Consider the following 12,965-nt stretch of genomic DNA (forward strand, 5'->3'; position numbering starts at 1 on the left):
CGACGGAAAATTAAAAATTTATTTATCAAGCAAAGTGAAAGTTTTCTTATCTTGTGTTGTTGAATCGGAACCAATAAACACATTAAATTTGCCAGGTTCTGCAACATATTGCATTTTGTCATTCCAGAATTTCAACATATCATATTTAATAACAAATTTTACTTCGCCTTTTTCATGCGGTTTTAAAGTAATATTTTCAAAACCAATCAACTCTTTAACAGGACGACTCACTGATGCGGTCACATCTTGCAAATAGAGCTGAACCGTTTGCATACCTTCTTTATTGCCGATATTTTCAACATTGACATTAACAACAATTTCGCTATTTTTATTCATTTCAGAACTAGATAAAGAAAAGTCCATCGCAAAATTGGTATAACTTAAACCAAAACCAAATGGGAATAATGGTTCATTTGGACTATCAAAATACGAAGTCGTATATTTTCCCATATTTTCAGTACCGCGTGGACGCCCCGTATTTAAATGGCTGTAATAAACGGGAATTTGCCCAACATTATCAGGAAAAGACATCGGCAACTTCCCAGAAGGGTTATAATCACCAAATAACACATCGGCAATAGCATTACCACCTTCTGTTCCTAAAAACCAAGTTTCAAGCATAGCATCAGCTTGCGTATATTCTTCAGATAATGTTAATGGACGACCATTCATTAAGACAATAACCAATGGTTTGCCGGTTTTTTTAAGCGCGCTAAGCAACTTTTTTTGGCTTGCTTGTAAAGAGAGATCTGTTCGACTTGATGATTCATGCGCCATGCCTTCGGCTTCACCCACAAAAGCAACAACGACATCCGCTTTTTTAGCGATACCAACTGCTTCAGCAATCATTTTATCCGCTGGTCTATGATCAAATTTAGTGGTCTCTTCATATAAATTTAAAAAACGATATAAATTTGCATCATCAGAAAGGTTAGCACCAAATGCATAACTAACGGATTTTGAATTATTAACGGCTCTTTTAATGCCTTCTAATGGCGTTACTGCCAAATTAGCACGACCGGCTCCCGACCAACTACCTAAAATATCGCGTTTTGAATCAGATAATGGACCAATAACTGCAATTTTTTTATTTTTAGCTAGAGGTAGGATTTCATTGGTATTTTTTAATAACACAATACTACGACGTGCCACATCACGGGCTTCTTCACGATGTAAACGATCATCAGCAAACATGGTTTCGATATCTAATTTTGGATCTAAATTACGATAAGGATCACTAAATAATCCCATATCGTATTTAAGTTCAAGCACATGGCGACATGCTTGATTAATTTCCTCTTCTGTAAGAGCACCCTCTTTAACCAATTCAGGAACAAATTGTAAAAAGTATTCGTCATTCATACTAATATCGATGCCCGCTTTAATCGCAACACGCACAGCATCTTTAGGATCGCTAGCTACACCATGGTTGATCAGTTCACGAATCGCACCATGATCACTCACCACAACACCATCAAAATGCCACTGATTGCGTAATACTTCGGTTAATAACCAATGATTCGCAGTAGCAGGAATACCATTAACACTCACAAGCGAAACCATCACCGAACGACTACCCGCATCAATTGCCGCTTTATAAGGCACAAGATATTCTTGGAACATTTTACGTTCGCTCATGTCCGTACTGTTATATTCACGCCCGCCTTCAACTGCACCATAAAGTGCAAAATGCTTAACGGTAGTAACTAATGATTTTTTATCAGAAAGAGATTGTTTTTGCATTTTTTCAACAAAAATACGTCCAGCCTCTGAAGAAAGATAAGGATCTTCACCAAATCCTTCTGACACACGCCCCCACCTTGGATCGCGCGTAATATCAACCATCGGTGCCCAAGTAATATTCAATCCATCCGAGGTTGCTTCGTCTGCCGAAACTTCAGCAGCTTTAGCTATCGCACTACGATCCCAAGTTGATGCAATACCTAAATTAATCGGAAACACGGTTCTATGACCATGAATAACATCAAACCCAAAATAAATAGGAATCTTATTAGGGGATTTTAAAGCACGTTCTTGCATTTGAGAAAGGTCAGGTTCAACTACAGTATTAAAAATACCGCCAATTTCACCTGCTTCGATTTGATCAAGTGCTTTACTCAATGTTAGATCACCGCCAACACTGACTAAACGCAGTTGCCCCACTTTTTCTTGGAGTGTCATTTTTGATAATAGATTATCAATAAAAACTCTCTTTTCAGCCTTTGTTTTACTATCAGGCTCTTGCGCAAACAAATGCATAGAAAAGATAAGAAAAAATAAAAACAGAGCTAATTTTTTCATCATAATAAGTATTGTTCTAATTAAGAAAACAGACATGCAAATAGCATAACGTATCCGTACAAAAAAATCTCGCTTTTTACACTACTTATATTTATGTTTTAAAGTATTATAGCCTTTATTTTATAAACAACGATGCAAAAACAAGAAATAAACTTAAACTTTCTTAAGATTGTTTAAATTTCTTTACAAAATACAGGTAAATAGCTATTTGGAATAGGATAATATTGCCGACAAATATCGGCAATATAAATTGAAAAGAAGATCAATCTCTAAAATTAGTAAACTGGAATGGTTGACCAAATTCGCCATTTTTGACTAAAGCCATAGTCGCTTGTAAATCATCGCGTGATTTACCTGTCACCCGAACCTGTTCACCTTGCACTTGAGCTTGCACTTTAATTTTACTGTCCTTGATAGCTTTCACGATTTTTTTAGCTAACTCTTTATCGATACCCTGCTTAAGTTTAACCGTAATGCTATAGAACTTACCACTGTGTTCCATTTCTTCAGGAATTTCAAGTGCACCACCATCAATACCTCGTTTAGCAAGTTTATCACGCAGAATATCGAGTAATTGTTGTACTTGGAAATCAGATTGGCTGGTTGCTTTGATCGTTTCATTCTTTTCATTTAACTCAAACGATGCTTCAACATTTTTAAAATCCCAACGGGTGGCTAGCTCTCGAGTTGCATTTTCAACACCATTTTTAACTTCTGGCATTTGGATTTCTGAAACGATATCAAAAGAAGGCATAAATTCTCCTCTTCTTCTAATGGTTATAAACTTAGTGGTTATAAACAAAAATTAACAAGTTAATAAATAAAATCATAACCGCCTAACAAGCTAGGCGATTTTAAAACATAAAATTAATCAATCGTACGCAGTAATTCGTTAATGCCTACTTTACCTAAAGTCTTAGCATCTACTTTTTTCACAATAACTGCACAATAAAGGCTATATTTACCATCTTTCGTTGGCAAGTTACCAGAAACAACCACAGAGCCTGCTGGTACACGGCCGTAATGAACTTCACCAGTTGCACGATCATAAATTTTAGTACTTTGACCAATAAACACACCCATTGAAATGACGCTACCTTCTTCAACAATAACGCCTTCAACAATTTCACTACGTGCACCAATAAAACAGTTATCTTCAATAATCGTTGGATTAGCTTGTAACGGCTCTAAAACACCTCCAATCCCCACGCCACCTGATAAATGAACATTTTTACCAATTTGCGCACAAGAACCAACAGTCACCCATGTATCAACCATTGTCCCTTCATCAACATAAGCACCAATATTGACATAAGATGGCATTAACACAGTATTGCGAGCAACATAAGCCCCTTTACGCGCTATAGCAGAAGGAACAACGCGAAAACCTTCTTGTTGGAATCTTGCTTCATCATATTCAGCAAATTTTAATGGTACTTTGTCATAATAGTTAGTCGCGCCACCATTAATCAATTGGTTTTCGTTAATACGGAAAGAGAGCAAAACAGCTTTTTTCAACCATTGGTGAGTCACCCAATCGCCATTGATTTTTTCTGCGACACGCATTTTACCGCTGTCTAATAAAGCGATACATTGGTTGATTGCATCACGAGTTACAGTATCGACATTTGATGGTGTAATTTCAGCACGACGTTCAAATGCTGCTTCAATAATAGTTTGTAATTGTTGCATCTCTAATTTCCTTTAACTTATAAATCCGTTGGCAAAGAATAAATGAGTAAACAGTATAATATAATATTCCTCGCTTTTTAAGTGGTTTAATCAAAACACCACAATCAATATCCAAGCAATCAAAAACAATCAAAATTTTAGTAAAGTCATAGGAAATCACAAAAAATAGAAAAATAAAAACTTTAATAAAATCAATACCTTTCCTGACCACTTTTGGGATGCAATTTCATTGCTTTTTTACACAAAAACAACTCACAAAAAAAACACCAAAGGTTATGCTGTTTGTCTTGTTCCGGCGTCAGAATGTGCCGACAACAGAGCGAAGTTAGCACGCCAAACAAGGATGTTTGGCGAGTTTGTGCTGCATCGGACAAATTTGAACACCTGAGCATAGCGAAGGTGGCCTCGTAGAGGCGAGTATCAGGATGATACGAGTAATCCCACAAACGGTGCGTTCAGACCGAGCGGCGGCGTCGTACAAATTTGTCTGGAACAAATTTGAACATCTGAGCACAGCGAAGATGGCCTCGTAGAGGCGAGTATCAGGATGATACGAGTAGTGCCGTAGGCCACATTCTGTAGCCAAAGCGTGGGATTGCAAAGGGAATTCGCTTTAATTCCCTTTGCTAGGACGTGGTCACTGTAGCTATTTTATTCACCCAAGGTCAAAACGTCCGAAACCTTGCCGTACTATAAATAGACCACGAATTTAAACCGCCACAGCGTAATCATTAGAATTGCCAACCACGCTTTCAGCGTCGTCGGCGGCGGGGGGGCGGCGCTATTGTGGCTTTGCCACAACTGCGCAACCCTAAGGGAAAACGCCCCAACTTACGCGGGGGCTTGATTCTTTTTTATATTGTCCTCTCAGGCACCATAACCACCCCCGCACCCTAAGGATTAAGTACTAAACGCTAAAAACTAAGGTACGGTGCAAACAGCAGGATTGCTGGTGAAAGCACGGCGGCTGAAGACGCTGCCGATGTTTGAGTAGACATAAAAGCCAATGCTACCTGCTGCGTCACTCGCCCAGACCCCGTTGTTGACGAAACCCGCATCAGCGTAGTAGAGCATAACCCCCCACTCCGTGAAAAAACCAGCACCTATGTGACGCATATAAACATTATTAGATGAACTAGGTGTAGCGCTGACAGAACCTTGGCAATATGAACCTGAATTAAAACCAGAACAAGTCGCATTAGTTAAATCTCTTACCCTAGCAAGACGATAACCCAAACGACTACACCAAGATATTTGGTCAGACTGACTAGCCTGTTTATTACCCCGATGGACGAACCACTGCCTTAACACAAATCCATACCTCACCTCATTACCTCGACTATCTCTGCCCACCAACTCAAATGTCTGTGGCAAAGAGGGTACAGCTAGAGGACTAGGATTTCCTGAATTTATCTGAACATTATCAGCCCTAGGACCGCTTAACGTTACCCGTGTTACATAACTAGATTTATCAGGAATCCATTGATCAGCTTGTCTGGTATATCCTTCTGGGGTTGTAAATGTACCAGAACGTGGCCTTGTCCAACTCACCGCTGCACTTATACTACCACTTGTGATTACTGTCCAACTCAACTGACTTGCGTCAATACCTCCTATATCCAAATCAAAATACAATCCATCTGCACCCGTTGTCGGAAAGTTTCGGTCGTAAGATGAAAAATCGTTTGACTGAGTTAAAAAACCCTTTGTACGAGACCATATGTTAGATGGGCCTGCGTAGCGAGGATCATCATAAGAAATGATGCCAGCTGTACCACCAAACAACAAATTCGGCCTTGCGTGACAAACAACAGGACGACTGCCATACGGATTAATATAATAATCCACCGTAGCTCCACTAAAACTGGTTCTATTAGGAACACCATAACGTGTCTGTAAATATCCCCCTGTACTACTTAATGTTACCCTATAAGGAGCATTACATATACTTAATGCATCGTTACGATTAACTCTATTGTCATTTTTGTCCCTAAACAATACCGATATACTCCCCGATGCGGTAACTCCATTTGTACCCTGACCATCTCCATCATCATCTCCCCAATAATTATACCTAGTGACTAAATCACTTAAACTCACTGAATTCACTGATGATGGAATTACCATATCTATATCTCCCAAAGTACTTCCTGCATAAGGTAAAACTATTGGATTTGTTGAGCTTGATGGATTGGTTGATGGTGTGAACCTTGTGCCATCCCGCAACTTAATAAACAAAAAACTATCCGTTGAAGTTGTCCTTGTTCGACCACCGTCAAACGTTAAATATGGCGCACTACCCTCAATATACCTTGATGTAGACGCCGTTAATGCCATAGAGCACTGTGTATATGGCAACAAAAACAATGGCACGAAGAACAACAATGATTTAGTTAATCTAAATAATCTAAGTAAGTTTGATAATTTAGATAGAAAAAATAAGCACCTCGACCTCGCCAAGCGCGATGAGCTTGATAACTTCGGTGATGAAAATAAGAACAGTGTCTGATTTAGACTACGGTGAAATTGAAAAAGATTTTGGGCGTAGGTTTGGCAGGCCAGATGCCAGATGCCAGATGCCATGCATGGTAGCGCATTTCGATAATCCTGTCAAGTAATTTATTGTTTTATTTTTATTTTTATAATTATCCGCTCAACTAATGAGCTTTTCCCTGCCTTAAAAGCGCTCAAATTATAGCCGATTGATTGATAATGCGCCAGTTTTTTGTTAAATATTCGTAAAGTTTTGTTAAGTTGATAAGGTTGAGCTTTTGGTGGCGTGTTTTGGGGAGTGGTTTTGGTGGTGTTTTGAATAAAAACCGCAAAATAAAAACTTTAATAAAATCAATACCTTTCCTGACCACTTTTTGGCGTGATTTTTAAATAAACCTTTCATCAAAACAAAAAGCAAAGTATTAACGAAAAAAACACAATTTATTTGAGCAATGTATCACAAATCTAGAACGTCAAATAACCAATTGTTTTATTAAAATATACTCTGTAACTATCGTGATAGTTACCAAGACAATATTATGCAAGATTTGGGATTTTCATTACTAGAATTATTAATAACTATCTGTATTAGCGCTATTTTAACCGCTATTGGCATTCAACATTGGAAAGAGCAACAACTTCGAAATGAGTTGGCATCCACAACTAAGCAGTTGGCTTATTTTATCTACGAAGTTCAAATAAAGGCTTCGAGCAAAAACGAAAATTATATTATCCATCAATTTACATCTCCTTGGTGCATCACAATTACTCACGATGAAAAACCTTCCTCATGCAATGAGGGCGTACTTTATTTTATGAAACCAGACAATTCTGTTGAAATTAGTGAACTATCAAACAATAAAAATGCTTTGATTGTAGGTCGCCGTAATTTAGCTCAAACAATGTCTTTTCAATTAAAAAATAAAATAGGCACCAGCAAGGTTCTCGTTTCTTTGCTTGGGCGAATTCGTTTTTGTGCAGAAAACAGTTATATAACAGGTTTACCACCATGTTAAAAATGTCTGGATTTTCCTTATTTGAAATGCTTATTAGTGTAATTTTATCTAGCCTTATTGTTATGGGAATGACATCTTTTTATATTCAATTGCAAACAAGTATCATGAAATATTACCAAAAGACACGCCTACAGCAAGCTATCGATCTTGGATTAGCTGGCATGAAAAAGGATATAAAACGAGCAGGTTTTATTGCTAACGATCCAAAAAAAATGACTGCCAAAGCAATTGAAATTAATGAAAAGATAAAATGTATTATCATTCGATATGACAGTGAAATCCGCAATTCTTGGGTTTGGAACATAGAGACCCCCATGAAGTCAGATGTTTTTACCTACCGTTATAAAGAAAATAATATAGCTTATAGAACAGGGTCATTAAACTGTTTTGGAAACAAGTGGGAAAACTTATTCGATTCAAACGAAATCAAAGTCACCTACTTTGCAATAAAACAGCTACCTGATGCAATTAGGTTATCAATTACGGCTGAATTGAGGAAAAACAAGCAAATTCAATATCACACAACTGAAATCATCAAAAATGAAAACCGATTTTAACCCAATGCCCGTCCAGTCAGGATTTAGCACGATTATGATGGTGATTATTTTGATGGTTGTGGGATCAGTGCTATTAATTGGCTTCAATCTACTTATTTACTCGTGGCAAAAAGCCATCTTAATGGAAAGCCAATACTATCAGCGATTTAATCAGGCTAATTCGTCTTTAACTTGGGCAATAACCCAAAATTGGCCAACACCAAAAGCCAATTGGCATTGTTTGACCGAACCTACTTATCAACTAAAAGCCTGTATAAAACAATCTTTATTAAAAGTCGATGAATATGTATTAGTCCGCGGCGAAGCCAAAGAGGAAGATTTCTATTTATATACACTTGCACATTTTGATAATAATCGATTAATTGTTGAAAAAGGACATTGGCTCGATTATTGCCCAGAAAAAAGGGCTATTTATTGTGAATAATAAAAATATAGCTGGCTTTAGTTTGATTGAAGTTATGATAGCAACGCTACTATTTTCAATTATTATGCTGGGATTTATTAACTACCAACAAGCGTTGTTCAATAAACACCATTACTTTGCAAACTATTTGCGCGCCAATAAAATTGCTTTTCAGCTACTTGATAACTATCCCTATACCACCAATCACATTATCCCTTCTGGTTGGCGTTATACGATCACCAGTAAAAGATATAATGCCCAGTGTAAAATGGTGGTAATAACGGTTAGTGCACCCAATAAACAAGTCGCCAAACAGCAACGTTTTTTTTGTGATTCACATTGATATTTAAGAGTTAAATATCATTTAGTCGCCTAACCAGTTATGTAAAAGTTGTAAAAGTTGCTGCGTTTTTTCAAAATGAACATTATGCCCAGCCCCTTCAACCACTTCGATTTTTGCATTAGGAAACTGCTCAAAAATAGCTTGATAAGCCTGATTGGTGATATAAGGTGAATTGCCACCGCGTATAAATAACGTCGGTTTTAACCAAGGTGAAATCGCTTGCCAATCACAAATATGACCATACTGTTCGTTAATGGCTTGAATATTAAACAACCAATGTTCATTTTTAAACGATTTTAATAAAAAAAGAATGATTGCATCATCAATGCCTTCTTGTCGCATTAAATCCATGATCTGTTTTTTGTCGGTGATCTGGTTCGCAAGGCAATAAGTTAATACTCTTAGAATGATAACATTGGCTGAGCGCTGATATTTTATAGGAGCAATATCTATTACCACCATTTTTTCGATCGAATCAGAGATCACTTGCGACAATTGCAAAGCAACCTTGCCCCCCATTGAGTGGCCAATTAAAATCATATTTTTTAATTGTAAATCATGACAAAGTTCGGCCACATCTTCGGCCATGGATTGATAGTCCATCTTATCAGACCATGGCGAATGTCCATGGTTACGCAAATCAACTTGCACTGTTTGATAATGTTGCACAAAATCCTTTGCTAGCATATTTAAATTATCTAAACTGCCAAATACACCATGTAAAAACACGATCGGCTGTCCATCGCCCTGCAATTTATAGTTTAATTTCATACTCTAATTATACCCATTATTTTAAGTGGCACTATTATACGTCTATTTTCAATGTCATCACCGATTAATTCGATAACCATAATTTGTATAATTATGATAGAATTTAGCACTAATTTTTTAAAAAGTGTTAAGCCATATGTTTCAAAATAACCCTTTACTTGCACAATTAAAACAAGAACTCCATGAACAAACACCTCGAGTTGAAGGCATTGTTCGAGCTCATGAAAAAGGATTTGGTTTTTTAGATACCGATAATAAGAAAAGCTATTTCATCCCTGTTGCTAAAATGAAAACAGTTTGTCATGGCGATAAAGTCTCAGGGTCAATCATCACGAATAACGATAAAGAATCTTTTGATCCCGAATTATTAATCGAAGGTGCATTACAAAAATTCATTGGCAAAATAGGATTTCAAGATCGTGCAATGGTTATTTACCTTGAAAACATGCCTGCTAATTTTGCTATTCGCTGCAAAATAAACGAGCAAGTGAATGAAAAGCTAAAGGAAGGTGATTGGGTTGTTGCAACGCTGGTTTCTCACCCTTTACAAAAAGAAAGTAAACATTTCTTTGCCGAAGTGACTCGTTTTGTTGCTGACGGTAATTCACCTTATCAACTTTGGTTAAAAACCTTAGCACGCTATGATTTAGAAACCCATGCTCCACAAGCCGAAGCATTAACCATTAACGATGCAGAACTTGATAACCGTCAAGATTTAACTGATGTTCACTTTTTTACTATCGATAGTGAAAATACTGAAGATATGGATGATGCCATTGCGGTTTCTAAAGATGAACACGGCTATTATCAATTAATGGTAGCTATTGCTGATCCTACCGCTTATATACTACAAAATAGCGAACTTGATAATATTGCCAAAGCTAGGAATTTCACCACTTATTTACCTGATTTTAATATCCCAATGCTACCCGAAGCGCTTGCCAATGAACTATGCTCATTAAAAGCCAATGAAAAACGCCCAGCAATGATATGTAAAATGTGCATAGACAACACTGGCAATATTATTGCTGATGATACAACCTTTATGCCTGCTTGGATCGAATCAAAAGCGAAGCTAGCTTATAATAATGTTTCTGATTTTTTAGAAAATAATGGCGAATTAGCAACAAATGACCCCACTATTAAACAACAACTTATCTGGTTAGCTGACTTAGCTAAAATCCGCATCACATGGCGACAAACCCATGCATTGCTTTTTAAAGATAATGGTGATTATCGTTTTGAACTGGATGAGAACCGCCAAGTTAAATCCATAATTAAAGAGACTCGTCGAATTACCAATCATATCGTAGAAGAGGTGATGGTTATCGCTAATCTCGCTTTAACTTTACAATTACAAACTAAAATTGGTTTTGGCATTTTTAATATTCATTCAGGTTTTGATAATAAATATATCGAACAAGCCATAAAATTTTTAAACGATAATGGAATAACAGAGTTTGATAAAGAGTTACTCTTATCTTTTGATGGTTATGTAAAATTGCGACGAATGATCGACAATGAGCCATTTCTAGCCGCCAAACTGCGCAAGTTCCAAAGCCCTGCAGATTTTTCGACTGAACCACAACCACATTTTGGTTTAGGATTTGAAGCCTATGCAACATGGACATCACCAATACGCAAATATGGCGATATGGTCAACCACCGATTAATCAAAGCGTATATCCGTTCACAAGAATTAACCTCGCCTGATAAAGAGCAACTAAAAAGCATGAATGAGAGGCGTAAAATGTTACGCTTTGCTGAACGCGATATGGCTGAAAATCTTTATGCTCAATACTTATCAGATAAAATCGATGAAACTTACTCCGCTGAAATTATTGATATTAATCGTGGCGGAGCTCGCGTTCGTTTATGTGATATAGGTGCTTTTGCTTTTGTACCGCTTTCAATGATTCATTCTGTCAAAGAGGAAATTGCTTCTTTCCCCGATGAAGGCGTTATCAAAATTAAAGGTGAAAGCTGCTATAAACTTGCCGATATAATTTCCGTTGTTATTCGCCAAATTAAAAGCGAAAATCAATCAATCATTGCAAAATTTGCCGATGACAACAAAGAATAAAACAAGTTTATTTTTGCTTGGATTTATTACTTTTATTATCTCTACTTGCCCCATTATAAATCAGGGGCAAGTCAAACAAAAATTAACAACATTTATTTAATCTTTCCCCTTTTTTTTATTAAAAATATCTGCTATCTTTCACTGCTCAAAATGACAAATATTGATTTTTAAATCAACAACAACTTGGGAGGCCCATAATGTCAATTCATGGACATGAAGTTTTGCATATGATGGATGGAAACAATTACACAGAAGCTTCCTTACTTAACGCTATCAATGACAAATTTGGTACCGATGCAAAATTTCATACTTGCTCTCAATCTGACATGAGTGCAGGACAACTCATCGCTTTTTTAAAAGCAAAGGGCAAATTTAAACCTTCTGTTGCTCATAAATATGAATTTACAGTAGATAATAAAAAAATATGTAAACATTAGAAAAAAAAGCATATGATAGTGTGCTTTTTTATAAATGTGATTTAATCTGCTAGTGTTTTTAAAACAATAAGAGTATATAATTTTGCGCTACAGCAATAATCCATTGTTACTAATAACATAATGCGATTAAATTAGCAGTACAGTTATTCACTTTAAAATTACATACACTCAAGAATACGTTCATGGAATTTGATAAATGAAAGTAAGTAATATCCTTATATGCGCCATCGTTTCTATTCTTGTCGCAAGTTGTGCTAAAAAGATTTCACCAACTAAAAGTAAAGAAGCGATTTCAGAGGCAGAACAGATATCTTTGTTGAAAGAACAAGCTGAAGCAAACAACCCTTACGTTGTTACAGCTAAAAATCAATTGCTTCAACTTATTGGTAGTAAAAACTTCGATAATTATGTTACTAAACACGGTATTTTAAATTGTGAAGGTGATAATAACCGATCATCTTGTGTATTGAGTTTCTATTTGAACGAATATTATAAATTAAATTATGATATGAAACTCAAAAAAGTAATTGAAGAAAACCAAGCGCAACTTGATATTGAGTTAAGCAAAATAAGAGCAACTGAATCGAATATTAAAAACTATTGTCAATCCTCGGCAGATTTTATTGCAGCAATTTATACAAAAGATACAGCTAAAATAAACCAATATTTTCAACCGAAATTTAGAATGTCTGTGCAAGATATATTATCCTTACAAGCAAAAATTTCCAAAGATAACTATTCTCAATTCCTGATCGAAGAAAACCCGAGTATTCTTCAAGAAATAAAAGTAGATTATGTTGAAAAGTGTTTGAATAATCCAAAAGATAATATTATCAATTACTTTAATATTTTTAGATAATAATGCGAGT

12 protein-coding genes are annotated in these 12,965 nt (G+C 36.3%); 7 read left to right on the forward strand and 5 right to left on the reverse strand.

The genetic code is table 11. The features are described 5' to 3' along the window. Positions 1-18: 18 nt before the first annotated feature. The 4 genes from bglX to ACYH9I_RS03500 all read right to left on the reverse strand — a co-directional run bounded on the left by bglX (position 19) and on the right by ACYH9I_RS03500 (position 6,576). A complete protein-coding gene (gene bglX / locus ACYH9I_RS03485) occupies positions 19-2,301 on the reverse strand; it encodes a beta-glucosidase BglX (protein ID WP_483559010.1) in 2,283 nt (760 codons plus the stop codon). 262 nt (positions 2,302-2,563) lie between these two features. Further along, positions 2,564-3,055, reverse strand: coding sequence for a YajQ family cyclic di-GMP-binding protein (locus ACYH9I_RS03490; RefSeq protein ID WP_091346008.1), 492 nt, complete (start codon positions 3,053-3,055; stop codon positions 2,564-2,566). Between the two features lie 113 nt (positions 3,056-3,168). After that, on the reverse strand, positions 3,169-3,993 hold the full coding sequence (dapD, locus tag ACYH9I_RS03495; protein ID WP_091346009.1) for a 2,3,4,5-tetrahydropyridine-2,6-dicarboxylate N-succinyltransferase: 825 nt from the start codon (positions 3,991-3,993) through the stop codon (positions 3,169-3,171). A 921-nt stretch (positions 3,994-4,914) separates the two neighbouring features. Further along, entirely contained in the window at positions 4,915-6,576 is a 1,662-nt protein-coding gene (locus tag ACYH9I_RS03500; protein ID WP_483558950.1) for a hypothetical protein, read from the reverse strand. A 449-nt stretch (positions 6,577-7,025) separates the two neighbouring features. On the opposite strand from ACYH9I_RS03500, the gene ACYH9I_RS03505 reads away from it, so the two are divergent. The 4 genes from ACYH9I_RS03505 to ACYH9I_RS03520 are packed head-to-tail and all read left to right on the forward strand — an operon-like array spanning position 7,026 to position 8,805. Continuing rightward, complete coding sequence (locus ACYH9I_RS03505) at positions 7,026-7,502, forward strand: prepilin-type N-terminal cleavage/methylation domain-containing protein (protein ID WP_483558952.1); 477 nt, start codon at positions 7,026-7,028, stop codon at positions 7,500-7,502. Beyond that, positions 7,496-8,059, forward strand: coding sequence for a prepilin peptidase-dependent protein (locus tag ACYH9I_RS03510; RefSeq protein ID WP_483558954.1), 564 nt, complete (start codon positions 7,496-7,498; stop codon positions 8,057-8,059). Before ACYH9I_RS03505 ends, ACYH9I_RS03510 begins: the two co-directional genes overlap by 7 nt. After that, complete coding sequence (locus tag ACYH9I_RS03515; protein ID WP_483558956.1) at positions 8,043-8,483, forward strand: DUF2509 family protein; 441 nt, start codon at positions 8,043-8,045, stop codon at positions 8,481-8,483. Before ACYH9I_RS03510 ends, ACYH9I_RS03515 begins: the two co-directional genes overlap by 17 nt. After that, entirely contained in the window at positions 8,476-8,805 is a 330-nt protein-coding gene (locus tag ACYH9I_RS03520) for a type IV pilus modification PilV family protein (RefSeq protein WP_483558958.1), read from the forward strand. The genes ACYH9I_RS03515 and ACYH9I_RS03520 overlap by 8 nt, the downstream gene beginning before the upstream one ends. Before the next feature lie 21 nt (positions 8,806-8,826). On the opposite strand, the gene ACYH9I_RS03525 is transcribed toward ACYH9I_RS03520, so the two are convergent. Next, complete coding sequence (locus ACYH9I_RS03525) at positions 8,827-9,576, reverse strand: alpha/beta fold hydrolase (RefSeq protein ID WP_483558960.1); 750 nt, start codon at positions 9,574-9,576, stop codon at positions 8,827-8,829. Positions 9,577-9,712: 136 nt separating this feature from the next. On the opposite strand from ACYH9I_RS03525, the gene ACYH9I_RS03530 reads away from it, so the two are divergent. The 3 genes from ACYH9I_RS03530 to ACYH9I_RS03540 all read left to right on the forward strand — a co-directional run bounded on the left by ACYH9I_RS03530 (position 9,713) and on the right by ACYH9I_RS03540 (position 12,955). Beyond that, the gene (locus tag ACYH9I_RS03530; RefSeq protein WP_483558962.1) at positions 9,713-11,659 is read left to right on the forward strand and encodes an exoribonuclease II; all 1,947 of its coding nucleotides are present in this window, start codon (positions 9,713-9,715) and stop codon (positions 11,657-11,659) included. Between the two features lie 194 nt (positions 11,660-11,853). Further along, entirely contained in the window at positions 11,854-12,096 is a 243-nt protein-coding gene (locus tag ACYH9I_RS03535; RefSeq protein ID WP_483559012.1) for a YecH family metal-binding protein, read from the forward strand. 196 nt (positions 12,097-12,292) lie between these two features. Beyond that, positions 12,293-12,955, forward strand: coding sequence for a hypothetical protein (locus tag ACYH9I_RS03540; RefSeq protein WP_483558963.1), 663 nt, complete (start codon positions 12,293-12,295; stop codon positions 12,953-12,955). The last annotated feature ends 10 nt before the right edge of the window (positions 12,956-12,965 follow it).

The sequence above is a fragment of the Gilliamella sp. X-23 genome, assembly GCF_057063545.1.

Excerpts from the sequence above, each read along its gene's own strand:
- bglX (WP_483559010.1), bottom strand. The coding sequence starts at position 2,301 with ATGAAAAAATTAGCTCTGTTTTTATTTTTTCTTATCTTTTCTATGCAT.
- ACYH9I_RS03490 (WP_091346008.1), bottom strand. The coding sequence starts at position 3,055 with ATGCCTTCTTTTGATATCGTTTCAGAAATCCAAATGCCAGAAGTTAAA.
- dapD (WP_091346009.1), bottom strand. The coding sequence starts at position 3,993 with ATGCAACAATTACAAACTATTATTGAAGCAGCATTTGAACGTCGTGCT.
- ACYH9I_RS03500 (WP_483558950.1), bottom strand. The coding sequence starts at position 6,576 with ATGGCATCTGGCATCTGGCATCTGGCCTGCCAAACCTACGCCCAAAAT.
- ACYH9I_RS03505 (WP_483558952.1), top strand. The coding sequence starts at position 7,026 with ATGCAAGATTTGGGATTTTCATTACTAGAATTATTAATAACTATCTGT.
- ACYH9I_RS03510 (WP_483558954.1), top strand. The coding sequence starts at position 7,496 with ATGTTAAAAATGTCTGGATTTTCCTTATTTGAAATGCTTATTAGTGTA.
- ACYH9I_RS03515 (WP_483558956.1), top strand. The coding sequence starts at position 8,043 with ATGAAAACCGATTTTAACCCAATGCCCGTCCAGTCAGGATTTAGCACG.
- ACYH9I_RS03525 (WP_483558960.1), bottom strand. The coding sequence starts at position 9,576 with ATGAAATTAAACTATAAATTGCAGGGCGATGGACAGCCGATCGTGTTT.
- ACYH9I_RS03530 (WP_483558962.1), top strand. The coding sequence starts at position 9,713 with ATGTTTCAAAATAACCCTTTACTTGCACAATTAAAACAAGAACTCCAT.
- ACYH9I_RS03540 (WP_483558963.1), top strand. The coding sequence starts at position 12,293 with ATGAAAGTAAGTAATATCCTTATATGCGCCATCGTTTCTATTCTTGTC.